22 protein-coding genes and 1 riboswitch are annotated in these 23854 nt (G+C 71.7%); of the genes, 6 read left to right on the forward strand and 16 right to left on the reverse strand.

Annotation, left to right across the window (positions count from 1 at the left end; all coding sequences use genetic code 11):
• The first annotated feature begins 38 nt into the window (after positions 1-38).
• Positions 39-154: riboswitch (SAM riboswitch) on the forward strand.
• 88 nt (positions 155-242) lie between these two features.
• Both FLV34_RS22020 and FLV34_RS22025 read left to right on the forward strand, forming a co-directional pair.
• The gene (locus FLV34_RS22020) at positions 243-1490 is read left to right on the forward strand and encodes an aminotransferase class V-fold PLP-dependent enzyme (protein WP_147943971.1); all 1248 of its coding nucleotides are present in this window, start codon (positions 243-245) and stop codon (positions 1488-1490) included.
• Positions 1491-1553: 63 nt separating this feature from the next.
• On the forward strand, positions 1554-2738 hold the full coding sequence (locus FLV34_RS22025; protein WP_142651417.1) for an NADH-quinone oxidoreductase subunit D: 1185 nt from the start codon (positions 1554-1556) through the stop codon (positions 2736-2738).
• 4 nt (positions 2739-2742) lie between these two features.
• Here the strand turns inward: FLV34_RS22025 and FLV34_RS22030 are convergent, their stop codons facing one another.
• The 11 genes from FLV34_RS22030 to dacB form a co-directional block, all read right to left on the reverse strand.
• Positions 2743-3192: a DUF3180 domain-containing protein gene (locus tag FLV34_RS22030; RefSeq protein ID WP_142651418.1), complete on the reverse strand. Its 450-nt coding sequence runs from the start codon at positions 3190-3192 to the stop codon at positions 2743-2745.
• A gap of 16 nt (positions 3193-3208) precedes the next feature.
• The gene (gene folK, locus FLV34_RS22035) at positions 3209-3709 is read right to left on the reverse strand and encodes a 2-amino-4-hydroxy-6-hydroxymethyldihydropteridine diphosphokinase (RefSeq protein ID WP_142651419.1); all 501 of its coding nucleotides are present in this window, start codon (positions 3707-3709) and stop codon (positions 3209-3211) included.
• Positions 3706-4089, reverse strand: a complete 384-nt coding sequence (gene folB, locus FLV34_RS22040) for a dihydroneopterin aldolase (protein ID WP_142651420.1) — start codon at positions 4087-4089, stop codon at positions 3706-3708. Before folB ends, folK begins: the two co-directional genes overlap by 4 nt.
• Positions 4086-4553: a nuclear transport factor 2 family protein gene (locus tag FLV34_RS22045; protein WP_240972074.1), complete on the reverse strand. Its 468-nt coding sequence runs from the start codon at positions 4551-4553 to the stop codon at positions 4086-4088. Before FLV34_RS22045 ends, folB begins: the two co-directional genes overlap by 4 nt.
• Positions 4534-5406, reverse strand: coding sequence for a dihydropteroate synthase (gene folP, locus FLV34_RS22050; protein WP_147943944.1), 873 nt, complete (start codon positions 5404-5406; stop codon positions 4534-4536). Before folP ends, FLV34_RS22045 begins: the two co-directional genes overlap by 20 nt.
• 74 nt (positions 5407-5480) lie before the next feature.
• Positions 5481-6077, reverse strand: a complete 597-nt coding sequence (folE, locus tag FLV34_RS22055) for a GTP cyclohydrolase I FolE (RefSeq protein ID WP_142651422.1) — start codon at positions 6075-6077, stop codon at positions 5481-5483.
• A 3-nt stretch (positions 6078-6080) separates the two neighbouring features.
• Complete coding sequence (ftsH, locus tag FLV34_RS22060) at positions 6081-8087, reverse strand: ATP-dependent zinc metalloprotease FtsH (protein ID WP_142651423.1); 2007 nt, start codon at positions 8085-8087, stop codon at positions 6081-6083.
• A gap of 269 nt (positions 8088-8356) precedes the next feature.
• Positions 8357-8914 carry a hypoxanthine phosphoribosyltransferase gene (hpt, locus tag FLV34_RS22065; RefSeq protein ID WP_221890016.1) on the reverse strand — a complete coding sequence of 186 codons (558 nt, stop codon included), beginning with the start codon at positions 8912-8914 and terminating at the stop codon, positions 8357-8359.
• A 12-nt stretch (positions 8915-8926) separates the two neighbouring features.
• Positions 8927-9946, reverse strand: a complete 1020-nt coding sequence (gene tilS / locus FLV34_RS22070) for a tRNA lysidine(34) synthetase TilS (protein ID WP_142651424.1) — start codon at positions 9944-9946, stop codon at positions 8927-8929.
• Between the two features lie 231 nt (positions 9947-10177).
• Positions 10178-11227: a zinc-dependent metalloprotease gene (locus FLV34_RS22075; RefSeq protein ID WP_185949083.1), complete on the reverse strand. Its 1050-nt coding sequence runs from the start codon at positions 11225-11227 to the stop codon at positions 10178-10180.
• Positions 11228-11432: 205 nt separating this feature from the next.
• Positions 11433-12818 (reverse strand): D-alanyl-D-alanine carboxypeptidase/D-alanyl-D-alanine-endopeptidase, encoded by a 1386-nt coding sequence (gene dacB / locus FLV34_RS22080; protein WP_260617505.1) that lies wholly within the window; start codon positions 12816-12818, stop codon positions 11433-11435.
• Positions 12819-12904: 86 nt separating this feature from the next.
• Here dacB and FLV34_RS22085 point away from each other — a divergent pair, with 86 nt between their 5' ends.
• Positions 12905-13408 carry an inorganic diphosphatase gene (locus FLV34_RS22085; RefSeq protein ID WP_142651425.1) on the forward strand — a complete coding sequence of 168 codons (504 nt, stop codon included), beginning with the start codon at positions 12905-12907 and terminating at the stop codon, positions 13406-13408.
• A gap of 1 nt (position 13409) precedes the next feature.
• Here FLV34_RS22085 and FLV34_RS22090 read toward each other — a convergent pair whose 3' ends face one another.
• The 4 genes from FLV34_RS22090 to FLV34_RS22105 all read right to left on the reverse strand — a co-directional run bounded on the left by FLV34_RS22090 (position 13410) and on the right by FLV34_RS22105 (position 18860).
• Positions 13410-14576 (reverse strand): C40 family peptidase, encoded by a 1167-nt coding sequence (locus FLV34_RS22090; protein ID WP_142651426.1) that lies wholly within the window; start codon positions 14574-14576, stop codon positions 13410-13412.
• A gap of 103 nt (positions 14577-14679) precedes the next feature.
• The gene (locus FLV34_RS22095; RefSeq protein WP_147943945.1) at positions 14680-16761 is read right to left on the reverse strand and encodes a hypothetical protein; all 2082 of its coding nucleotides are present in this window, start codon (positions 16759-16761) and stop codon (positions 14680-14682) included.
• A gap of 177 nt (positions 16762-16938) precedes the next feature.
• On the reverse strand, positions 16939-18039 hold the full coding sequence (locus FLV34_RS22100) for a saccharopine dehydrogenase NADP-binding domain-containing protein (RefSeq protein ID WP_142651428.1): 1101 nt from the start codon (positions 18037-18039) through the stop codon (positions 16939-16941).
• Between the two features lie 47 nt (positions 18040-18086).
• Positions 18087-18860 (reverse strand): FxLYD domain-containing protein, encoded by a 774-nt coding sequence (locus FLV34_RS22105; protein WP_147943946.1) that lies wholly within the window; start codon positions 18858-18860, stop codon positions 18087-18089.
• Between the two features lie 154 nt (positions 18861-19014).
• Between FLV34_RS22105 and FLV34_RS22110 the strand changes: the two genes are divergently transcribed.
• From FLV34_RS22110 to FLV34_RS22120, 3 genes are all read left to right on the forward strand, one after another.
• Positions 19015-19920 (forward strand): helix-turn-helix transcriptional regulator, encoded by a 906-nt coding sequence (locus tag FLV34_RS22110; RefSeq protein WP_168066496.1) that lies wholly within the window; start codon positions 19015-19017, stop codon positions 19918-19920.
• A 170-nt stretch (positions 19921-20090) separates the two neighbouring features.
• Entirely contained in the window at positions 20091-21101 is a 1011-nt protein-coding gene (locus FLV34_RS22115) for an alcohol dehydrogenase catalytic domain-containing protein (protein ID WP_147943947.1), read from the forward strand.
• Positions 21102-21131: 30 nt separating this feature from the next.
• Positions 21132-22019, forward strand: coding sequence for an SDR family NAD(P)-dependent oxidoreductase (locus tag FLV34_RS22120; protein ID WP_142651432.1), 888 nt, complete (start codon positions 21132-21134; stop codon positions 22017-22019).
• An 83-nt stretch (positions 22020-22102) separates the two neighbouring features.
• On the opposite strand, the gene FLV34_RS22125 is transcribed toward FLV34_RS22120, so the two are convergent.
• A complete protein-coding gene (locus FLV34_RS22125) occupies positions 22103-23713 on the reverse strand; it encodes an ABC-F family ATP-binding cassette domain-containing protein (protein ID WP_147943948.1) in 1611 nt (536 codons plus the stop codon).
• Positions 23714-23854: the final 141 nt, after the last annotated feature.

A 23854-nucleotide genomic window follows, 5' to 3' on the forward strand; every position in this document is an offset into this window, starting at 1 on the left:
TGCGCCCGGAGGGAGGTGCCGGGTTATAGTGCCGTCCAGGTCATGAGTGCCAGCGTCAAGCCCCGGCTTGCTGGCCGGCAACCCTCGCGCTCGCGGCGGGGTGCCCCGGGTGAGGACCGGGCTCGGCACGAGGTGTGCCGGGCAAGCGCGGGCTCCGCCTTCCGACGCCATGGCCGGGGTCCCCGACCCGAGGAGGCTTGGCGTTGTCCGCACTCACGTTCGTCCAGCAGGCCGTCACCCGCATCTCCGACGAGCCCGAGCTCGCCCCCGTCCTCCTGCCGGCCGTCGTCGGCGCCGATCTGGAGGTGCCCGTCAAGGGTGGCAGGCTCGTGCCGTACGCGAACCTCGATTACGCGGCGAGCGCGCCCTGTCTCGAGCCGGTGAACGCCGCCGTCGCGGCGGCGCTGCCGGCCTACTCCAGCGTCCACCGGGGTGCGGGCTACGCCTCGCAGCTCACGACCGCCAGGTATGAGCAGGCCAGGCACACCGTGCGGGCCTTCGTCGGCGCCCGCCCCGGCGACGCGCTGATTTTCGTGCGCAACACGACCGACGCCATGAACCTGCTGGCCCGCAGCCTCCCGCAGGACACAACCGTCGTCGTGTTCGAGACCGAGCACCACGCGTCGCTGCTGCCCTGGCCCGACGCCGTACGGCTCGCGCCGCCCGCCTTCCCCGGCGAGGCGCTCCGGGCGGCCGACGAGGCGCTGGCCGCGATCGAGGGCCCGGCCCTGCTCGTCGTGACCGCCGCCTCCAACGTCACCGGCGAGCTGTGGCCGATCGCCGGGCTGGCCCACATCGCCCACCGGCACGGCGCGCGGATCGCTGTGGACGCCGCCCAGTTCGTCCCCCACCGCGGGCTCAACCTCGCCGCGCTCGACCTCGACTACGTGGCCTTCTCCGGGCACAAGCTCTACGCCCCGTTCGGCGCCGGGGTGCTCGTGGGCCGCCCCGACTGGCTCGCCGACGCCGACCCGTACCTGCGCGGCGGCGGAGCCGTACGGTCGGTGGGCGAGACCACCGAGTGGAGCGACGACCCCGAGACGCGGCACGAGGCGGGCACCCCCAACGTGCTCGGCGCGATCGCGCTCGCCGCCGCCTGCGACGCGCTGACCGCGACCGGCTGGGCTGCGCTGGTGCGCGAGGAGGAGCGGCTGCTCGCCCGCCTGCGCGCCGGGCTCGCCACGATCCCCGGCGTCCGCGAGCTGTCGCTGTGGGGTCAGGATCACCCGCGCGTCGGCATCGTGTCGTTCGTCGTCGAGGGCCGTACGGCCCGGGAGGTCGCCGAGGCGCTGTCCGGCGACTGGGGCATCGGCGTCAGGGACGGCAAGTTCTGCGCCCACCCGTTCGTCCGCCACCTCCTCGGCGGCGGGCAGGACGGCGGCTGCGCCGACGGCACGGTCAGCGCCGTACGCGCCTCGATCGGCATCGGCACCACCACCGAACACGTCGACCGCCTCATCGAAGCCCTTCGCGAGATCGCCGCAGCCTGACGGGGGTTACCGAGCCGGCGGAGGCTTTCGCTCGTGCGGGGCGAGCGTGAAAGCATGGACGGTATGACGACCGAGCAGGAGGGCGTGCGCCGGGAACAGATCGTGGGGATCGGCGCGGGCGCCGACGCCGTGCAGGCGAGGGAGCTGGCCACCGAGGACATGATCCTCAACATCGGCCCGCAGCACCCGTCCACCCACGGCGTGCTGCGGCTGCGGCTCGTCCTCGACGGCGAGCGCATCACGGCCGCCGAGCCGATCGTCGGCTACATGCACCGCGGCGCGGAGAAGCTGTTCGAGGTGCGCGACTACCGGCAGATCATCGTGCTGGCCAACCGGCACGACTGGCTGTCGGCGTTCGCCAACGAGCTGGGCGTCGTGCTCGCGGTCGAGCGCATGCTGGGCATGCAGCCCCCGCCCAGGGCGGTGTGGGCCAGGACGCTGCTGGCCGAGCTCAACCGCGTGCTCAGCCACCTGATGTTCCTCGGCAGCTATCCCCTGGAGCTCGGCGCGATAACGCCGGTCTTCTACGCCTTCCGCGAGCGGGAGACCCTGCAGCACGTCATGGAGGAGATCTCCGGCGGCCGCATGCACTACATGTTCAACCGGGTGGGCGGGCTGAAGGAGGAGCTGCCCCTGGGCTGGCTCGACCGCGTCACCGCCGCCGTCGCGGCCGTGCGGCGGCGGCTGCCCGACATCGAGGAACTGATCGCCGGCAACGAGATCTTCCTGGCCCGCACCCGCGGCGTCGGCGTGCTCGACCGCGAGACGATCATGCAGTACGGCGTGAGCGGCCCCATCGCGCGGGCCTCGGGCGTCGACTTCGACCTGCGGCGCGACGAGCCCTACCTCGCGTACGGCGAGCTGCCGGTGAAGGTCGTGACCCGGTCGGCCGGGGACTGCCAGGCCCGGTTCCAGGTGCTGCTCGAACAGGTCAAGGTCTCCCTCGACCTCGCCGACGCCTGCGTGGAGCGGCTGCGGCACCTGCCGCCGGGGCCGATCAACCAGCGGCTGCCGAAGGTGCTGAAGGCGCCCGAGGGCCACACGTACGCCTGGACGGAGAACCCGCTCGGCCTGAACGGCTACTACCTCGTGTCGCGCGGCGAGAAGACGCCCTGGCGGCTCAAGCTGCGCAGCGCCTCCTACAACAACATCCAGGTGCTGCGGGAGATGCTGCCGGGCAACCTGGTATCCGACATGATCGCCATCCTCGGCTCGATGTTCTTCGTGGTGGGCGACATCGACAAGTAGCCGGTTACGCTTCCCCGGAGGGCTCGCCGGGCACCCGGCAACAGTGTTCGAGGAACAGCGCCGCGCAGATCAGGATCACGCAGGCCACGAACGACCCACCGCCGACGAGCGCGTCCTGGCGAGGCTGATCGAGGTCGAGCAGTTCGAGCACGTGCACCACGAACCCGGCGAAGATGCCGCCGAACGCCGCTCCGGCGTACGCCGTGGCCTTGGCCAGCGCCGCCAGGCGGGCGACGGCCAGCGGCTCGACGGGCTTGGTGTTCGGGCGGCGCAGGATCCGAGCCCGGGTCAGCCACCCCGTGTACGCCTCACCGATGGCCAGCAGCAGCGTGGTGGGGATCGCGGTCCACGGCAGGGTCGGCACCGTGGAGTAGAACCGCAGCAGCAGTCCCCAGGTGAGCAGACCGAACACGAGCACGAGACCGACGAGCACGCCGGGGTTGGTGGGCTTCAATCGGGGTCTCCTCGTCTCAGGCCGGGGGTTCGAGCACGAGGTCGGGCCGCGGCCGCACCCCGCTCTGGTCCGTGCCGGCCAGCAGGTTCGCCACCGGCCCGCGTCCGGGCAGCACCGCCGCCGGATCGGCCTGTGCCCACGGAACCAGCACGAACGCCCGCTCGTGCGCCCGAGGGTGCGGGAGCGTGAGCTCGGGGTCGTCCGACGTGAGGTCGCCGACCGTGATGAGGTCCACGTCGAGCGTGCGCGGGCCCCACCGCTCCCTGCGCTCGCGGCCGAACGCGTTCTCCACGCTGTGCGCGCGGTCGAGCAGCGTACGGGGGTCGAGCAGGCTCTCGGCGACGACGACCGCGTTGAGGTAGGGACCCTGCTCGGGGCCGCCGACCGGATCGGTCTCGTAGACCGGCGACACCGCCACGCACGTGAGCCCGGGGGCGTCGAACAGCGAGTCGACGGCTCCCTGGAGGTTTTCCATACGGCGGCCGAGGTTGCTGCCGAGCGCGATCACGACCCTCATGCGCGGCCCCTTCTGATCGTCACCACCACGTCGCCGAACGGCAGCGGGATGGGCGCCGCCGGTTTGTGCACGCTGACCTCTACCTCCTCGACCAGTTCGTGGGCCAGGCAGGCCGCCGCCAGCCGCTCTGCGAGGGTTTCGATGAGGTTGACCGGCTCGCCCTCCACGATGCGGACGAGCTCCGTCGCCAGCGCCCCGTAGTCCACGGTGAGCGTGAGGTCGTCGGCCGCCGCCGCCGGAGCGGTGTCGAACGACAGGGCCACGTCGATCACGAACTCCTGGCCCAGCTCGCGCTCCGCGGGCAGGCAGCCGTGCCTGCCGCGGGCCCGCAGGCCCACCAGCCGCACGGTGTCCCGACCGGTCGCCGCCCGCGCCGTCACTGCTCCTGGTCCTCCTCGTCGTCGTCGCTCTGCAGCACCGGTGAGCCGTGGTAGAGCCACAGCCGCCAGCCGGTCCCGGTGCGCACATAGGTGCTGGAGGCGACGACCCGGCCCGCCGCGAAGCCCGGCTCGTCGGTGTCGGCGGCCGTGAGGATGTTCTCCGCGCAGGTGATCACGGCGACGTCCCCGATCACGGCCGTCTGCACGTCGGTCAGCACGAACTGGATGTACGGCGTGTTCGCCATGATGAGCGCCCAGGAGCGCAGCACCTCCGACCGCCCGGTCAGCATGGGCCAGCCGGGGTGGACGCACATGGCAGGTCGCCCCGGGACGTCCTCGATCCAGATCTCCGACATCCTGTCGAGGTCGCCGCTCTCGATGGCGTTGTAGAACGCCTCGTTGAGCTCCTCGATGTCCTTCATCGGCGTCCCTGTCGGCATCTCGTCACCGGCCCTCGTCGGCATGTCGTACGGCTGCTGCCCCCCACGCGGCGGCCACCCGCACCGCGTCGGCGTTCGGCCGCACCCGGTGCACCCGGACGCACCACGCGCCGGCCTGCGCCGCGAGCGCGGTGACGGCGAGTGTGGCGTCGTCGCTGCCGTCGAACGGCCGGGGCTCGCCGTCCGGCCCCGCCAGCAGGCGGCCGAGGAAGCGCTTCCTCGACGCCCCGATCAGCAACGGGCGGCCGAGGCCGTTCAGCTCGCCGATGCCGGCCAGCAGCACCCAGTTGTGCTCGGCGTTCTTGGAGAACCCGAGGCCGGGGTCGAGCACGATCTGCTCCTCCCGCACGCCCTCGGCCAGCACGGAGTCGACCCGCTTGCGCAGCTCCTCCGCCACCTCAGTCACGACGTCGCCGTAGATGGCCCGGCTGTCCATGTCGCGGCTGTGCCCACGCCAGTGCATCACGACGTACGGCACGCCGGTCGCGGCCACCACCCGGGGCATCACCGGGTCGGCCAGCCCGCCGCTCACGTCGTTGACGAGCTTCGCCCCCGCCGCGACGGCCGCCTCGGCCACCTCCGCGCGCATGGTGTCGACGCTGACCGTCACGCCCTCCTCGGTGAGCGCGCGGATCACCGGCTCGACGCGGCGCAGCTCCTCTTCGAGGGACACCCGCGCCGCGCCCGGGCGGGTGGACTCCCCGCCCACGTCGACGATGTCGGCGCCCTCGGCCACCAGGTCGAGGCCGTGCCTGATCGCCACGTCGGGGTCGAACCACTGCCCGCCGTCCGAGAACGAGTCGGGGGTGACATTGACCACGCCCATGACCAGACAGCGCCCAGAGTCGGGCATACCGGGCACACTTGCTGCGGTCATGGGGTCAAGACTAGTGCCCCGGGACTCGTTGCCTGCCGGGCAGGAGCGGTGTCCCAATCGGCCGTCGTCCGCGCTCAGCCGCGCAGGATCAGCGACATGGCCTCGGCCCTGGTCGCCTCGCTGGAACGGAAGTCACCCCGGACGGCCGACGTGATCGTCTTGGCGCCGGGCTTGCGCACGCCGCGCATGGTCATGCACATGTGCTCGGCCTCGATGACGACGATCACACCGCGCGGCTCGAGCACCTGCATCAGGCCGTCGGCGATCTGGGAGGTCATCCGCTCCTGCACCTGCGGCCTGCGGGCGTAGACGTCCACCAGCCTGGCCAGCTTGGACAGGCCGGTGATGCGCCCCTTCTCGTTGGGGGTGTAGCCGATGTGGGCCACGCCGTGGAACGGGAGCAGATGGTGCTCGCAGGTGGACATCACCTCGATGTCCTTGACGAGCACCATCTCGTCGTGGTCCGCGTCGAACATCGTGGTCAGCGCGTCTTCGGGCCGCTGGCCCAGGCCGGCGAACTGCTCGGCGAACGCGCGGGCCACGCGGGCCGGGGTGTCCCGGAGCCCGTCGCGATCGGGGTCCTCCCCGATCGCGAACAGGATCTCCCGGACCGCCTTCTCGATCCGGTCGTGGTCGAAGCCGGAGGGCGGCCCCGCCATGGGTTCGGCCATGGATCAGGCCTCGTCCCGCTGCGTCGACTGGTCGTTGACCCACGGAGTGGAGCTGCTCCCGCCCGCGGGCAGCGCCGAGCCGTTGCCGTTCGCGCGCTCCTTGGGCGTGATGACCGGAGGACGGTCGGACGGCAGACGCTTGCCGTAGCCGGCGTACGAGGGACGCTTCTCCTTCTGCACGACCGGCGAGAAGATCTCGAGGACCTGCTCGCGGGAGAGCGTCTCCTTCTCCATCAGTTCGAGCACGAGGTTGTCGAGCACGTCGCGGTATTGGACCAGGATCTCCCACGCCTGGTCGTGCGCGCTCTCGATGAGGCGGCGGACCTCCTCGTCGATCGCCGAGGCGATCTGCTCGGAGTAGTCGCGCTCGTGGCCCATCTCACGGCCGAGGAAGACCTCACCGTTGCCGCTGCCGAACTTGCGGGCGCCGAGCCGCTCGCTCATGCCGTATTCGGTGACCATGCGGCGGGCGATCGAGGTCGCCTTCTCGATGTCGTTGGACGCGCCGGTGGTGGGCTCGTGGAAGACGAGCTCCTCCGCGGTGCGGCCGCCGAGCAGCATGGCGAGCTGGTCCATCATCTCGGACCGGGTCGCGAGGAACTTGTCCTCCATCGGCAGCGTCATCGTGTAACCGAGCGCGCGGCCTCGGGACAGGATCGTGATCTTGTGGACCGGGTCGGAGTTGGGCAGCGCGTGGGCCACCAGGGCGTGGCCGCCCTCGTGGTAGGCGATGATCTTCTTCTCCTGGTCCGACATGACCCGGGACTTGCGCTCGGGACCGGCCATCACGCGGTCGATCGACTCTTCGAGCGTGTTCATCGTGATGAGCTTCTGGTCCTGCCGGGCGGTCAGCAGGGCCGCCTCGTTGATCACGTTCGCGAGGTCGGCGCCGGTGAAGCCGGGCGTCCTGCGGGCGATCACGTCGAGGTCGACGTCCTGCGCGAACGGCTTGCCGCGGCCGTGGACGCGCAGGATGCCCTTGCGGCCCTCCAGGTCGGGCCGGTCGATGACGACCTGCCGGTCGAAGCGGCCGGGGCGCAGCAGCGCGGGGTCGAGGATGTCGGGGCGGTTGGTCGCGGCGATGAGGATCACGCCGCCCTTGACGTCGAAGCCGTCCATCTCGACGAGGAGCTGGTTGAGGGTCTGCTCGCGCTCGTCGTGGCCGCCGCCGAGACCCGCGCCGCGGTGCCGGCCGACGGCGTCGATCTCGTCGATGAAGATGATCGCCGGGGCGTTCGCCTTGGCCTGCTCGAACAGGTCGCGGACGCGGGAGGCGCCGACGCCGACGAACATCTCGACGAAGTCGGAACCGGAGATCGAGTAGAACGGCACGCCCGCCTCACCCGCGACGGCGCGGGCGAGCAGGGTCTTGCCCGTGCCGGGCGGGCCGTACAGCAGCACGCCCTTGGGGATCTTGGCGCCGATCGCCTGGAACTTGGCCGGGGCCTGGAGGAACTCCTTGATCTCCTGGAGCTCCTCGATGGCCTCGTCGGCCCCCGCGACGTCGGCGAAGGTCGTCTTCGGGGTGTCCTTGGTGATCAGCTTCGCTCGCGACTTCCCGAAGTTCATCACCCGGGAGCCGCCGCCCTGCATCTGGTTCATGATGAACAGGAAGATCAGGACGATGATGATGATCGGCAGGAAGCTGACGAGCAGGCTGACGAGGAAGTTCTCCTTCGCCACGTCGACGGTCCAGCCCTGGGGGGGCTTGGCCTGCTCGAGCGCCTGCGTGAGCTGGACGCCCTGACCCTCGACCCACAGCGCCTGGATGCGGTCGGTCGACTTGTTCCCGACCTCGATGGGCCGGTTGAGCGTCAGCTCGACGCGCTGGTCCTTGTCGACCACGGTCGCGCTCTTGACATTGCCCTGCTGGATCTGCTGGACGACCGTCGAAGTGTCGGCGGTGGTGTAGTTGCCGCCGCCCCCGAACATCGTGGTGACGAGCAGGAGAAGCAATACGATGCCCAGGATCCACAGCAGTGGGCCACGTGTAAATCGCTTGAGATCCATCCGTTGCGGAACCCCGGCGGGCCCGTCCCTTCCTGACCAAGGCCTGCCCCGGGAAACCCCGGGGTCGCGGCATCCCTTACCGCTCCTTCTGGCTACCGCGGGGCGGCCGACCGGCCCCTCCCACGGATATCCGAAGGTACACCCGGCAGCCGCGTCGGGTAACTGCCCGAGCGGCTCCGGCTTTGCCTTTCCAACGTACGTCAGCCAAGCCCGTGTTCCCCGACCTGGCGCCCAATAACGCCTGATTCGAGGGTCACTTCGCTAAGGGCTTACTCCCCTCCGTACACATGAGGCGCAAGAGTCCCGATGAACGGCAGGTTGCGATACCGCTCGGCGTAATCGAGCCCATACCCGATGACGAACTCGTTGGGGATGTCAAAACCGACGTAACGGACGTCCAACTCGACCTTCACCGCGTCCGGCTTGCGCAGCAGCGTGCAGATCTCCACGGACGCCGGGTTACGCGACTTCAGGTTGTTCATCAACCACGAGAGAGTCAAGCCGGAATCGATGATGTCCTCGACCACGAGCACGTGCCGGCCGGCGATGTCGGTGTCGAGGTCCTTCAGCACCCGCACAACACCGGACGACACGGTCCCCGCGCCGTACGAGGAAACGGCCATCCAGTCCATCTGCACGGGCACGTGCAGCGCGCGGGCGAGATCGGCCATGACCATGACCGCGCCCTTGAGCACGCCGACGATCAACAGTTCATTGCCGGCGTAGTCGGCGTCGATCTGCCCCGCCAGTTCCCTGATCTTCTCCTGCAGCTCCTGCTCCGAGATGAGGACTTTGGAGAGATCCCTGCCCATGTCTGCTGCGTCCACCTGGGGTTTTCCTTACGCGAGCGAGAGTTTGTCCACGGCGAACACAAGGGTGCCATAGCGCCTGACCACCCCCACCCCCCCGGGTAGGTCCACCCCCTTCTGCCCGTGCCAGCCGGTCACCAGCCGCTCGACCGCCTCGATGTGCACGGCCGCGAGCGCGGCGGCGTTCGCACCGGCCTCCACGGCCGCCCGCTGGATGACCCGCCGCCGCACCGCCCCCGGCACGTCCGCCAGCACGGAGACGTCCAGCTCCCCCGCCGGGCCCCGCGACTTCGTGTGGACGGCGTCCGCCCACGCGTCCAGGGCGTCGGCGTCGTCCCTGCACAGCCGGGCCGTACGGGCCAGCGCCTCGGCGATCCCCGGCCCCAGCGCCGCCTCCAGCGCCGGGAGGGCGTCGTGCCGCACCCGCACCCTGGTGTACGCCGGATCGTCGTTGTGAGGGTCGTCCCACGGGCGCAGGCCGAGCGCGTCGCACGCCTGCCTGGTGCGCGCCCGGCCGAGCCCCAGCAGGGGCCGCCGGTAGATCCCCGAGACCTCCGCCATGCCGGACAGCGACCGCGTGCCGCTGCCGCGGGCCAGCCGCAGCAGCACGGTCTCCGCCTGGTCGTCGCGCGTGTGGCCGAGCAGGACCGCGGCGGCGCCCAGCCGGTCGGCCGCCTCGGACAGCGCGGCATAGCGGGCGTCGCGCGCCGCGGCCTCCGGGCCTCCTGCCGTGCCGACCGTGACGGTCAGCACCTCGGCCGGGCCGAGGCCGAGCGTGGGCGCGAGCCGTACGACGTCACGGGCCCGGCCGGCCGAGCCCTCCTGCAGGCCGTGGTCGACGGTGAGCAGCCCGGCGCGCAGGCCGAGGCGCGGGGCCGCGAAGCCGGCGGCCGCCGCCAGCGCCAGCGAGTCGGCGCCGCCGCTGCAGGCCACCAGGACGAGCGCACCGGACGGCTCCCGCGACTTCCGCGACTCCCGGGAGGCGGCGAGATCCGCGAGCGACAGCCGTACGGCGCGGCGGACGTCGGCGACGGCGGGATGCGGGCCCATGCGGCCATTCTGGCCGCCCCGGGCGGGCATGGGGAAACGCCCGTCCGGCGGGAACGGATGAGCGGGCGCGATCAGGCGATGGTCAGGCGGAGCCGGGTGGGTCCGCCCCGGGCGCGCGCCGGGTGAATCCGGCCCCAGGCGGTGGTCAGGTGGGGCCGGGCAGGCGCGATCAGGCGATGGTCAGGCCGGGCCGGGCCGGGCCGCCCCGGGCGCGCGCCGGGTTGATCCGCCTCAGGCGGTGGTCAGGACGCGGGACATCCAGGCGTGCGGGTCGGTGATCTCCTCGCGGTCGGGCAGGGTCTCCGGCGAGGTCCAGACCTTGTTGAACGACTCCATGCCGGCCTCGTCCACGACGGTGCGGACGAAGTGGGAGCCCTCGGCATACTGCTTCATCTTCAGCTCGATGCCGAGCAGACGGCGTACGAGCTGGTCGAAGCGCGAGCCGCCCTCGCGGCGGCGCTGGAACTTGGCGCGGATCTCGGCGACCGACGGCACGACGGACGGGCCCACCGCGTCCATGACGTAGTCGCCGTGCCCCTCCACCAGCGTCATCACGGCGGTCACACGGTCGAGCACGGCCTTCTGCTCGGGCGTCTGGATGGCCTCGATCAGGTTGCCCTCACCACCCCGGAAGGCGTCGGCGACCGCGTCGGAGGCGGCGCGCAGGCGCTCCAGCAGGGTCGTCAGGTCCATCTCGGACGCGAGGAGGAACTCGGTCATCTGACCGCGGACGTACTCCCGCAGCCAGGGGACGCCGGTGAACTGCACCCGGTGGGTCTCCTCATGGAGGCACACCCACAGGCGGAAGTCACGGGGATCGACGCCCAGCTCGCGCTCGGCGTGCACGATGTTGGGCGCCACCAGCGTCAGGCGGCCGGTCGGGGCGTTGCCCGAGGGGTCGGGCGGGAGGAACAGCTCATACTGCCCGAGCACCCGGGAGGCGAGGAAGGCCAGCACCGCGCCGACCTCCAGCCCGGTGATGCGCGAGCCGACCGCGCCGACGACCGCCGGCATGTTCGACATCTTCTGCGTCAGCGGCTCCAGCACCACCCGGAAACCGTCCACGTTCGCACGGATCCACCCGGGACGGTCGACCACGGTCGCCGCCTCGGGCGTCGCCGAGTCGATGCGGGTGAACTCCCGCACGTGCCCCTCGGCGTCCCGCGACAGCCTCCGCAGTTCGAGGACCGCCTGCCTGGCCTCCTCGCGGCTCACCTGAGGGCCGGGCCGCACAAGGCGGACCCCGGTCGCGACGGCCAGATCCCAGTCGATCACCTGCATACCCACCACCGTACGTTCTCCGACTTCTCACCGCGCATGCAGGCGCGTGAGGGGCGCGGCCGTGTTCTGGACTGAGGAGCGCGCGCAGTGAGGAACGAGCGAGCACGCACCGAGGGAAGCGCCCACTGCGCGCCTCCGGCACGACCCCACGGCCTGGAAGCGCCCCGAACCGCGCGAGCGGAGCGAGTGCAATCCAACACAGTTGCTAGCTCTGGGAGACGATCGTGGCCATTTTGTCGAGGGCGGTGATCGCCTCCGGGGGGTTGGCCACTTGGTCGGCCATGAACGCGAAGGTCAGCAACCGGCCCTCTGATGTGTACGCGATGCCCGCCAGGGTGTTCACCCCGTTCAAAGTGCCCGTCTTCGCGCGCACCAATCCGGCGCCGGCCTTCGTATCGGACTTCGAATATCGATCGTGGAGAGTTCCGGTGAAATGCGCGACCGGCAGGCCGCTGATCAGCGAATGCAGCTCCGGATGGGCGGGGGACGCCGCCACGGACAGGATGTGGGCGAGGGCCGTCGGCGTGATCCTGTTCCTGGTGGACAGCCCGCTGCCGTCGTGGACCTCCACACCGCCGCCCACGCCGAGGCGGGTGAGCACGCGCCCGACCGCCGTGGGCACGCCCTGGAAGGTGTGCGGGAGGCCCTCCTTGATGGCGGCCTGACGGGCGAGCGCCTCGGCGAGGTCGTTGTCGCTGTGGGTGAGCATCCGCTCGACGAGCGCGTAGATCGGGCCGGACTCCACCCGGGCCAGCTCCTGCGCGGTGGGCGCCGCCTTCGCGGAGTCGACATCCTTGCCCACCTTGATGCCGTTCTTCCTGAGCAGCGTGGCGAACGCGTCGGCGGTGGCCTGGGCCGGGTCCGGATAGCGGGCGCCGTTGGCGGCCCGGCCCTCGTCCATCATGAGCGCGGACACCGGGGCGACGCTGCCCTCCGGGATGTACGTCGGCTTCCAGCCCGGCGCCGTCCGCGGCCCGTTGAACAGGGACGCGTCGTACGACAGGTCAACCGAGGTGACCTTGGCCGCCTTGAGGGCCTTGGCCGTGCTCGACGCCAGCCGGGCGAGCGACGCCGGGCGCGGGTAGGTCTTCTCCTGCTCGGCGGCGCTCGTACGCGGACCGGCGAGGGTCGGGTCGCCGCCGCCGACCAGGACGATCGACCCCGCGGAGGCCCCCCGTACGACCCGGGTGGCCAGGCGGGCGTCCGGTCCCACCGTGGCCAGCACCGTCAGCCCGGTGACGAGCTTGGTGGTCGAGGCCGGGGTGATGGCGGTGCCCGAGCGGCCGTCGAAGATCGGCGTTCCCGTCGCGACGTCGAGCACGATCCCGGCCACGCTGCCGCCGAGGGCGGGGTCACCCATCGCAGCGGTGAGCCGGGTGGTCAAAGTACCCTTGGCGGGGAGAGCCCCGTCCCCCGCCGCGGCCAGAACCGGACCCGCGGTCACCAGGGGGATCGGGGTCGGCTTCGGGGACGCGACCGGAGCCGGGGTCCTGTCGGCGTCATGGGTGATCCAATAAGTGCCCGCGAGGACGACGAAGATCTGCAGCAGGGCGAGGGTGGCCACCACCATCCACCGCTCACGTCGCACCACAACGCCCTCATTTCGCGCCGACCTTGACCACGCCTACGAGACATTAACGCCAGCCCGGGAGACCGGGGACTCATGCGGAGGAACGAGTGGAGTTCGACGTTGTCGTTGAGATCCCCAAGGGACAACGGAACAAGTACGAGGTTGACCACAAGACCGGCCGCATACGTCTGGACCGCCTGCTTTTCACGTCTACCCAGTACCCCGCCGACTACGGGTTCATCGAGAACACCCTCGGTGAGGACGGAGACCCGCTCGACGCGCTGGTCCTGCTCCAGGAGCCGACTTTCCCGGGTTGCCTGATCCGCTGCCGCGCTGTCGGAATGTTCCGGATGACCGATGAGAAGGGCGGCGACGACAAGGTCCTGTGCGTTCCCGCGACCGATCCCCGGATGGAGCACATCCGTGACATCCACCACGTCGCGGAGTTCGACCGGCTGGAGATCCAGCACTTCTTCGAGGTCTACAAGGACCTGGAGCCCGGCAAGTCGGTCGAGGGCGCCAACTGGGTGGGCCGCACCGAGGCCGAGGCCGAGATCGTCGCCAGCATCCAGCGCTTCCAGGAGACCGAGCACCACGACGAGGAGCACTAGGTCAGCCGGGCCTGGTGGCGCCGACCAGATCGTGGCGCCAGATGGGCGAGATGCGCACCACGTCCCCCGTCTGGGGGGCGTGGACCATCATGCCGCGCCCGATGTAGATGCCCACATGATGGATGTCGCCGGGATTCTTGCTCAACCGGCCGTAGAAGATGAGGTCTCCGGTGCGCAGATCCTTGAGCGGGACGTGCCGTCCCGACGTCCACTGCGTGCCGGTCCAGTGATCGAGTGAGACCCCGGCCCGCTGCCAGGCCCGCATCGTCAGCCCCGAGCAGTCGAACCCGGACGGGCCTGCGGCGGCCCACACATACGGCTTGCCGATCTGTTTGAGCGCCCATTGGGCGGCCATCTCGCCGGGTCCCGACCCGAGCCGCCCGGCCCAGGCCGGCGGTTTCAGACTTCTGCGTGCGGGGAGCGCCGTCCGCCGCGCCACGTGCCGGGCCTTGGCCCTCGCCTCTTTCAGCTCGTCGACGCGGTCGCGCGCGGCTTCCAGGCGCTTGGAGATCTCCGCTTTCTCCTGCTCGATCTTCTTGGTCTGTTCGAGCTGTTCTTCGACGGCCCGCTGTGCCGCGTCCCTCGCCTGTCGCACCTCTTCGGCGCTCTGCGACTGCTCGGAGTAGGCACGGGCCGCCTGTTCTCGGAGGATCTCGAAGACCTGTTGCGCGTCTTTCAGCCGTTGCAGCGAAGCGGCCTGCTCGTCGCCGAGCTGCGTCAGCACGCTGGCTCTTCGCAGGAAGCCGTTCACGTCGCCGATGCCGCCGAGCATGGCCGCGGCGGATGGTGACAGCCGCAGCGTGCCGTACCCCTCGGCCACCCTCGCCGCCACCTCTCCGCGCAGCCGCGCGACCTGGTCGGCCGCCTGGCGGACCCGCCGCGCCGACTGCTCGTATGTGGCCTGCGCCTGCTCAAGCTGGACGAGCTGCCCGTTGTACGCCTCCACGAGCCGCTCGGCCTCGGTGTTCAGCGCCTCACGGCGGGCCTGCGCGGCGGCGAGATCGGCCTCTGCCTTGCCCAGTTCCTTCGCGCGCTCCTGCACCTGCTGCCGCGCCTTGGCGACGTCCTTCGCCGACGGTTTCGGATCGGCTCCCGCCGGTGCTCCGAAGGTCAGGACGAGACTTGACCCGAGCCCGGCGACCAGCCCCGATGCTCTGAGGAGTGGCAATTCCTTCCCCTTCCCTGCTCCACTCCCCTCACTTCCCGGCGACTACTCTCCGTACACATTTAAGTTACGCCCAGTAATCAACCTATGCGGTAGATCGTCCCGTTTAGGCGGGGAAAGCCTTTCGGGGTCCTCCGGGCCCTCCCGTCCCTGGGATGCTGGAGGCGTCACGCCGCTCCGTCGCGCGTTCGGAGCCGCCGTCCCGGGCGCCTCCGGGCAGAGCCGGCGGGGAGCCGCCGTCCCGGCCGGGGCGAGCGGGAGCCGGACCGTCGCGGTGCGAGCCGCCCCGGACGGGGCCACGGGGCTTGGACCGCGGCGAGCCGTCCTGCCTGACGCGCGGCGTCTTCCCGCCGCTCGGCGTCTTTGTGCCGCCTCCGGCGGCTTGTGCCTTACCGCCGCCCGGCGTCTTCGCGCCACCCGGTGCTTTTCCGCCGCCTGGCGTCTTCGCGCCACCTGCGGCGGCCGGTGCCTTCACGCTCGCGGGGTTCCGTGGCCTTCCGGCCGGGAAGCCCTGCGCACCGGCTCCGGCCGCGTGCGCCACTGGCCGGCCGCCGTGTCCGATCCGCCACGGCGGTACGGAGGAGGGCCCGCGGTGGTGAGCGGAGAGCTTGCGGGAGGGCACGGACGTCGGCGGCCAATTTATGGGCGTACGGGGATGATGCTGGTGGTCATGCCAGGGCGGGCGGTGTCCGGGCCAGTGCGCGGGAGGTGGTCCGCCCCTGGGCGGCCACCCCGGGCGGGGTCCGCCGGGGCCGTGCCCACCAGAGCCCGGCCAACCGGAACCGGGCCAACCCGAGCCGCCAGGGGTCGGGCCGGTGCCCGGAGTGCCGCGGGTGACGGGGGTGACGGGCGTGATGGTGGGCTCGGGCGTCGGGCCGGACGGCGAGACGCCCGAGCCCTGCGAGGACGACGTCGCGGGATGCGCGGACGGCTGCCCGTGCGGCGCGGGCCGGTGCGGCCGGTTGGCCGAGGGCGGCACAGGGGCGGGCAGCGGCGCCGGGCGCGGCAGGGCGACCGGCCGCGCGGGAGGTACGGGCGCGACCGGCTCGGCCAGACCCGGGGAGACCGAAGGCACAGGCGAGCCCCCGTCGGCCCCGTCTGCCCCGGTCCCGTCGGCCCCGGTCCCGCCGGTCTCGTCGGCCTCGCCCGGCGACCCCTCGGGAGAGGCGGCACCGGACGGGCCGGCCGACGCCTCCATCGGGGGAAGCCGGAGCGGGCCGATCGTGTCGGCGGCCTGCTCGCGCAGGTCACCGGCGAACTGGGCGAACACGAGCGCGATCGTCGCCACCGCCGCCAGTGCGGCCACGGCCCCCGCCACCGCCTGCGCCAGCCTGCCCTCGCGACGGCCGGCTCTCGGGAAGCCCGCGGCGTTGAGCCTGCCGACGCGCTTGGCGACGTACCGCCGATAGGGGACGAGCTCGGGGTCGATGAAGCTGCTGAGCACCCGCACCCGCAGGGTCTCGGGCAGGGCGATCTGCGGGAGCAGGCCGAACACCTTGGCCGGGGAGATCTGCCGGACGCGCTGGCGCGCGCAGGTCTCGCACCGCGCCAGATGCCGCAGGAGCTGGGCCCGCGTCTGCGGGGTGAGCTCTCCCGTGAACCCCGCGAGGATGGCGGAGGCCCGCGCGCAGTCGTGGGTGGCACGCCGGGCCAGCAGCTCGACGGTCACCGTCTCGCGCAGGCGTTCGGTGGCCGCGTCGAGGAGCCCCTCGGCGTACCGCTCGCCGGCGCCGAGCACGGCGGCCAGGTCCCGGCCCGCCAGACCGTGCCGGGTCACGAGTTCGAGCACCTCCCGGTCTTCGACCGACAGCGCGCCCACGGCGCTGCTCGCGACCAGGCGCAGGTCGGCCTCGGCCCCCTCGGCGGTGACGCCGGGGAAGGGCACGGTCACGATGGGGATCGGCCCGGTGTCGGGGCCGTCCTCCTCCGCGTCCGGCGTACGGCGGCGCATGCACTCGCCGCGGGCCAGGGCGTACAGCCAGGGACGGAACCTGTCCGGGTCGGCCAGCGAGCCGACAAGGGCCTCCGCGGCGATCAGCGTGTCGCGCAACGCGACCTGGGCGGCGTCGGGCCCGGCCAGCAAGGTGCGGCAATATCGGTAGAGATTGCCCGCATATGTGTCATAAAGGGCGGCCAGCGCTCCCGGATCCCGGGCCTGCAACGCCTCGACCAGGACGCCATCATTCATATAACTGAGAGTAAATGCTCAGTAACTCCCCGCTCCACCCATTCTTGCGAAGTGGCGCTCCTACATCGTCAGCTTTTACACTCCGCTATCCCGTTAATTTGCCGGAGTTCGCCGTTTTATTTCACGACTAATCGCGAAAAATCCGGCCCATGGCACAAGACGCCGTACGGGCGTCTGTCACTCCCGCACAACCATGCCCGCCTCGGCGCAGCCGCGGGTGAGCGCGTCGAGGCCGAAGGCGTCCACCGGGCCCAGGGCGCCGGTGCCGTGCACCCCCTCGGCCAGCGCCGTCGTCGCCGCCCACGCCAGCACACCGGCCGTGAACTCGTACGGATCGCCGCCCGCCAGATGGACGGCGGCCAGGCGGCGGCCTGCCGCGTCGTACGCCTCGGCCACGATGTGCGACGACACGCCCACCGCCGCAGGCGCCGCGCTCCCGCCCGTACGGAGCACCCGATCGGCCAGCGCGTCGGTCGCCCGCCGGACCCCCGGCAGCGCGGCGATGACGGGCGTGGCCTTGGCCAGCACGCCCGCGACCCTGGTGAGCCCACCCAGCCAGCCGAGATAGACGTTCACCTCGCGCAGGCCGGGATGGGCGGGCGGCAGCGTGAAGTGCTCGGAGGCCCCGATGGCCAGGCCGTGCCGCACGCGGCCGTCCACCAGGAACTTGCGGGTGCGGCCATACTCGGGGACGATCCGGCCCTCGCGGAAGCCGTACATCGGTTCGAGGACCATTCCCAGCGCGGAGGCGCGCGTGCCGGCGCTGGCACGCCGCGCCGTGCCGCTGCCCTCCACGAAGTAGCCGACGTCCACGCGGACGGCTCCCGATCCGGCCTTGCGCAGGGCCAGGGACGCGGCGAGGTTGCCGGGCACGTAGTCGTACCCGAAGGCGGTGACCAGGGCCGCGCCCCGGGCCGCCGCGGCGGGGCCGTACCGCTGGAAGATCCGCTTGACGAACGTGGGCTCTCCGGCGGTGTCGAGGTAGACCGCGCCCGCCTCGGTCGCGGCGGCGACCGCGGCCTCCCCCCACCGGACGAACGGGCCGACGGTCGAGATCAGCACGTCACCCGGGCTGACGATCCTGCGTACGGACTCGGGGCGGCCCACGTCGGCGATCGCGATGGGCAGTCCCCCACCCAGCGCGTCGGCGAGGGCGGCGAGCCGCGTCTGGTCCCGGCCGGCCAGCAGCGGCCTGGCCCCGCGCGCGGCGAGCGCCTCGGCGGTGAGCCTGCCGGTGAAGCCGGTGGCTCCGAACAGCACGATCCTCGGGGTGGCCATCCCGCTACGGTAACCCGCCCGTCCTGTCAAGATCGTCAGTGGGCCGCTCACTGGCGCCGGTCGTTGGGCGGCGGATATCCACGGTCCTTGTCGAACGGCTCCGTCGTCGGCGGGATCGTGTGCAGCGAGACGGCTCCCGCCTGCGCCAGGTCCTCGTATGTCTTGGCGGTCGAGCCCCAGGTCGTGGCCTGCACGTCGGTCGCGCCGGCCGTTCCGCGCACGCCATCCACGGTGATGACGAACCTGCGCTTGCCCCCCGGCCGCACGTCGTCCACGTAGGACGTGGCCCCGCCGACGAGCTTGCCCGCCGCGTCACGCAGCAGGGCCGTGACGGCGAGGGCGGCGGCGGGCTTGCGGAACGGGTTCACCACGTAGCCGGTGACGAGATAGGACCCGTTCGTCAGCTTGTCGGTGCGGACGTCCGAGATCGGGAACTTGAGGAACGCCGACGGGGCGCGCGGGATGGACCGCCACGAGGCGGGGCGATAGTCGATCTTCACGCGGACCGGCCGGGCGGAGCTCGGGGCCTGACCGCTGAAGGCCAGCGGGCGGCCGGGCGGCACGGCGTCCAGCGGCTGCTCCAGGTGGACGACCTCCTTGCCGGCGGCGTCCACGGCCGTGATCACGGCGACGGCGTTCTCCCCGAAGTGCCAGCGGTTGGGGTTGCTCAGCACCCCCGCCCAGGTCACCGCATATCCGGCCCCCGAGCGTACGATCGAGGACACCTGCTCCTTGAGGGCCAGTGGCTGGGGGCCCTCCTGCTTGTCTTCCCTCGCGCACGACGCCATCGCCAGCGCGGCGAGGGCGAGTGCGACGGTCATGTGGCAACGTCGCGTCACTTAGCCGTCATAACCGCTGAATGGGACGCCACCTCCGGGACACGCGCACTCCCGCCGCTATCTTTACCGGCCGTCTATCGCGGGCGGACCACGCCTGTCTCGCCCGGCCATGCCTCTTTTCCCGGAAGGCGGAAGTATGGAGACGGGGACATACCGGAGGGAGGAGGACACGGTGGATCTCGGGGAGCTGGGGTCGTTCCTGAGGTCGCGCAGAGACCGGCTTCGTCCGGAGGCCGTCGGCCTGCCGGGCGGCAGCCGGCGACGGGTGCCCGGCCTGCGCAGGGACGAGGTGGCGGAGCTGGCGAGCCTGTCCGCCGACTACTACACCGAGCTGGAGCAGGGGCGCGGCCAGACCCCGTCCGAGCCGGTCCTGTGCGCCCTGGCCCGCGCGCTGCGCCTGGCCCCGGACGAGACCGCCCACCTGTTCCACCTGACGGGCCATCCGGCGCCGTTCGGGGCGGAGCCCGTGCAGATGCAGGCGGCGCTACAGCAGCTCATGATGCGGCTCGACGACACCCCCGCCATGGTGATCACCGACATCCACGAGGTGGTAGTGCAGAACCACGCCGCGCAGGTCCTCGTCGGCCCGCAGGCGGGGCCGACCGGGATCAGGGCCAGCTTCCTCTATCACTGGTTCACCGACCCGGCCACCCGCGACCTCTATCCCGCGGACGACCACGACTACCACTCCCGGCTGCTCGTCTCCGATCTGCGCGCCGCGGTCGCGCGTCGTGGCCCGGCGGACGCCGTCAGCCGCGCGCTGGTCGGCCACCTGCTGGACGTCAGCGAGGAGTTCGCCGGGCTGTGGCGGGCGCACGAGGTCAAGGTGCGCCACGAGGAGTACAAGCGCGTGGTGAATCCGGTGCTCGGGACCCTCAAGGTGACGTGCAACAGCATCGTCACCGCCGACGCCGCCCAGCGGCTGCTCTGGTTCGTCCCCGACGACGCCGGTGTCGTGCCGAGGCTGCACGAGCTCGACCCCGCCGACGTCTGGCGCGACACGCCCGGGCCGGCGTTCGGGCTGGTCAGAGGCCGGGATTGAGGCTGGGGCCGAGGCTCGGATTGAGGCCAGTGGTCGAGGCCGGGGTCGAGGCCGGGGGAAGCCGGGGTCGTGTCGAGGCTGGGGTTGAGCACCCCTGGCTGTCCCGGAGCAGGCACAGCACGCTGGTCAAGGCGGCGCGGGGGCGTCGGCCGCGACAGACGGAGGAAACCATGCGTGCAGCACTCGCCACCGGGGCCGGCGCCCCGTTGTCCCTGGTCGAACGTGAGATCCCGGAGCCGGGCCCGGGCGAGGTCCTGATCAGGGTCACCGCCTGCGGCCTGTGTTTCACCGACCTCAACCTGCTTCGCCGGCACTACCCGTTCGCCCGCTTCCCGGTCGTTCCCGGCCACGAGATCACCGGCACGGTCGCGGCGCTCGGCAGCGGCGTCACCGGACTGTCCGTGGGCGACGCGGTCGGGGCCCAGTTCCTGTACGACTCCTGTGGTCACTGTGACTACTGCGTGTCCGGCGACCAGATCCTCTGCCCGGCCAAGCGCATCACCGGCATCACGAACGACGGCGGCTACGCCGAATACGGCCTGTTCAAGAGCGGATATGTGACCCCGCTCCCGGCCGGGCTCGACCCGGTGGCCGCGGCGCCGCTGATGTGCGCGGGCCTCACCGCGTTCAACGGCCTGCGCCGGGCCGGTGCCACGGCGAACTCCCGGGTGGCGGTCATCGGCGCCGGCGGCATCGGCGCCCTCGCCGTCCGGTACGCCGTCGCGATGGGCGCCCGGGTCGCCGTGATCGGCCGCTCGGCCGAGGGCGAGGCGGCCGCCAAGGAGCTCGGCGCGGAGACGTACGTGGCGAGCCGCGACACCGACCCCGCCGCCGCACTCAAGGCGTGGGGCGGCGGCGCGGACGTCATCCTGAACGCCGCCCCCTCCAACGAGGCCGCCTCCGCCGTCCTCACCGGGCTCGCCCCGGACGGCACGCTGGTGCTCTGCGGCTACGACAACACGCCGCTCACCCTCAGCGCCCAGCCGATGGTGCTCAACCGGCTGCACGTCATGGCGTCCCCGTCCGGATCGCCCCACGATCTGCGCGACACGCTGGCCTTCTCCGCCCGGCACGGCATCCTGCCCGCGGTCACGCCGATCGGCCTCGACGGAGCCCCGGAGGCTCTCGACGCCATGGGCAGCGGGTCCGGCGGCGGCCGCCGCGTCATCACGTTCGCCTGACTCGTGTTCGCCTGACTCCAAGGAACACCGATGAGCAAGACCATTCTGATCACCGGTGCGAGCTCCGGCTTCGGCGCGCTGTCCGCGCGCGCCCTGGCCCGCGCCGGGCACACCGTGTACGCCGCCATGCGCGCCACCACCGGGCGCAACGCCCCTCGCGTCGCCGAGGCGGCCGAATTCGCCAAGGAGCACGGCGTCGACCTCCGTACGGTCGAGCTGGACGTGCTCTCGCAGGAGTCGGTGGACGCCGCGGTCGCGACCGTCCTGGCCGAGGCGGGCGCCATCGACGTGGTCGTCCACAACGCCGGCCACATGGTGCTCGGCCCCACCGAGGCGTTCACCCCCGAGGAGCTCGCCGCCGTCTACGACACGAACGTGCTGGGCAGCCAGCGGCTCAACCGGGCGGTCCTGCCGCACATGCGCGAGCGGGGGCACGGCCTGCTGCTGTGGATCGGCTCCAGCTCCACCAGGGGCGGCACCCCGCCCTACCTCGCGCCGTACTTCGCCGCCAAGGCCGCGGCCGACGCCTTGGCGGTGTCGTACGCGGCCGAGCTGGCCCGCTTCGGCATCGAGACCACGATCGTCGTCCCCGGCGCGTTCACCTCGGGCACCAACCACTTCGCCAACGCCGGACACCCGGCCGAGCAGGCGGTGATCGCGGCCTACGACGAGCGGTACGGCGCGCTCATGGAGCAGGTGGGCGAGCGGCTGGCCGCGCTGCAGCCGCCCGGCGCCGACGCCTCACTGGTCGCCGACGCCGTCGTCCAGGTCGTGGACACCCCGCACGGCACGCGGCCCTTCCGGGTGCACGTGGATCCGGTGGACGACGGGTCGGCCGAGGTGAGCGAGGTCGCCGACCGCGTCCGCGCCCGTTTCCTCACCCGCATCGGGCTGGCGGACCTGCTGCACCCTGTCTGATCTTCTTCTGCGCCTGACCTTCTCCGGCGCCTGATCTTCTCCGGCGCCTGATCTTCTCCGGCGCCTGACCTTCTCCGGCTCGGCTATCGGGGGCGGACCACGCGCGTCTCGTCCCAGACCGGCTCGGGCGACTCGTACACCCGCCCGTCGGAGCCGAAGACCATATAGCGGTCGAAATCGGCCGCGAACCAGCGGTCGTGCGTCACCGCCAGCACCGTGCCCTCGAAAGCGTCCAGGCCCTGTTGCAGGGCCTCGGCGCTGGCGAGGTCGAGGTTGTCGGTCGGCTCGTCGAGCAGCAGCAGCGTCGCTCCCGACAGTTCGAGCAGCAGGATCTGCAGGCGGGCCTGCTGACCGCCCGACAGCGTCTCGAACCGCTGCTCGGCGACCCGCCCGGCGAGCTCGTAGCGGGCCAGGGCCTTCATCGCCTCGTTCTTCAGCCGGGCGTGCTCGGTCATGACGATCTCGCAGGGCGTACGGCCGAGCAGCTCGGGCCGGGCGTGGGTCTGGGCGAAGTGCCCGGGGACGACCCGCGCGCCGAGCCTGACCGTGCCGGTGTGGCGCACGTCCTCCCCGGCCAGCAGCCGCAGGAAGTGCGACTTGCCCGAGCCGTTCGAGCCCAGCACGGCGACCCGCTCGCCGTACCAGACCTCCAGGTCGAAGGGCTTCATCAGCCCGGTCAGCTCCAGGCTCTCGCAGATCACGGCTCGTTTGCCCGTACGGCCGCCGCGCAGCCGCATGCTGATGACCTGGTCCTTCGGCGCGAGCTCCGGCGGCCCCGCCTCCTCGAACCGGCGCAGCCGGGTCTGCGCGGCGTGGTAGGCCGGGGCCATGCCGTCGTTGTATGTGGCCTTCTGCTTGAGCATGACCACCAGGCGCTTGAGCTTGGCGTGCTCCTCGTCCCAGCGCCTGCGCAGCTCGTCGAGCCGCTCGTTGCGCTCCCGCCGCGCCTCGGCGTACGTCGCGAAGCCGCCGCCGTGGATCCAGACGTTGCCGGACTCGACCGTGACGATCCGGTCGGCGGCGTTGGCGAGCAGCTGCCGGTCGTGGGAGACCAGCAGCACGGTCTTGGGCGTCTCGCGCAGCGCCGTCTCCAGCCACACCTTGCCCGGCACGTCGAGGTAGTTGTCGGGCTCGTCGAGCAGCAGCACCTGGTCGGGCCCGCGCAGCAGGGCCTCCAGCACCAGCCTCTTCTGCTCACCGCCCGACAGCGTGGCGACCTCGCGATACTTCACCCTGTCGTACGGCGTGCCGAGGGCGGCCATCGCGCAGGCGTCCCAGAGCACCTCGATGTCGTAGCCCCCGGCGTCGGTGTAGTCGGTGATCGCCTGGGCGTACCGCATCTGGGTCTTCTCGTCGTCCCGCTCCATCATCGCCAGCTCGGCGGCGTCGAGCCGTTCGGCCGCCGTCCTGACCCGTTGCGGCGCGACGCTGAGCAGCAGGTCCTGCACCGTGCGGCCGTCCCGGATGTTGCCGACGAACTGCCGCATCACGCCGAGCCCGCCCGAATGGGCCACCGTGCCCTCGACCGGCTGGAGATCGCCCGCGATCATCCGCAGCAGGGTCGTCTTGCCCGCGCCGTTCGGCCCGACCAGGGCCGCCTTGACGCCCTCCCCCACACGGAACGACACGTCGTTCAGGAGCGTCCTGCCGTCCGGCAGCACATGTGTCAGATGCCCGACCTCGACGTGTCCCACAGCGGCGTTCCCTTCTCGCTCCTGGCGCAGGCTACTTGCCGGGTTCACGATCGGCATCCCAATTCCTCGGCGGCGGCTTCGAGCTGAGTGGCGGCACGCGGGCGAGGCGCACCCCTGGTGGCCCGGCGCCCGGTCTTTTCC

Source organism: Microbispora sp. CSR-4 (assembly GCF_008033685.1).
GTDB lineage: Bacteria > Actinomycetota > Actinomycetes > Streptosporangiales > Streptosporangiaceae > Microbispora.